Origin of the sequence: Pseudomonas sp. MD195_PC81_125, from assembly GCF_014060985.1 — a bacterium.
Taxonomy (GTDB): domain Bacteria; phylum Pseudomonadota; class Gammaproteobacteria; order Pseudomonadales; family Pseudomonadaceae; genus Aquipseudomonas; species Aquipseudomonas parakoreensis.
Map to the genome: position 1 here is coordinate 1 of NZ_JABULD010000939.1, position 703 is coordinate 703.

Here is a 703-nt window from a genome sequence, read left to right on the forward strand (position 1 = left end):
TTCGCGATCAGCGCCCTGAAATGTTCGGCCACGCCACGGGTACGACCCAGAGTAAGAACACCGGGTACGTCGTTCGTCGGGCGCGGACTTCTAGTCGCCAAGTTCCCTGAGAGCATCATGCATTGACTCGAATTAGGTGCTGACATCGGGATGTTAAAGCACCGGTTCTCATCTGTGACTGACAATTGGTAACATTCACGCGATTTTTAGACGTGGCTCCCGAGTTTTCTAACAATAATTAAGCATTTCAAGCTTTTAGTTGATTTTCTCGGGGCTGTGAACTAGTCGTTACATGGTGGCAATGTGGAATTGTGCCACTATTTTGAATCTATGGCGATGGCTTTGTTCATGTCCAATTGCCACTGTTCACGATCCTGAGACAGTGTGAGCTGGATCACACTTTATTGGCGAATCGAACTTTTTTCTACTATAGGCCTAAATATTTTTCGGGTAGTTCGTAGGCGGACGTTTATTAACATGGCTTGAGTGTGTCTTTTGATAAGACATATTCTCCGTCGCCTGATCAGGCAATGGGTGTCGCGTTATACCGATTGTTTAACTTCAGATACTCAATTCCTGAATACAGTTGACCGGTCGCTCAGCAAGAGCGCTCTGACGGAGGATTAATGGATTTCTGGACCTTTATCCAGGTGTTGATTTTGGGCGCAGTGGAAGGCCTGACCGAGTTTCTTTGCCGATCTCC

At 46.9% G+C, this 703-nt stretch carries 1 pseudogene; it reads right to left on the minus strand.

Annotation, left to right across the window (positions count from 1 at the left end):
• Positions 1 to 119: pseudogene (locus tag HT737_RS32480) on the minus strand (winged helix family transcriptional regulator); the annotation flags it as partial.
• Between the last annotated feature and the right edge of the window lie 584 nt (positions 120 to 703).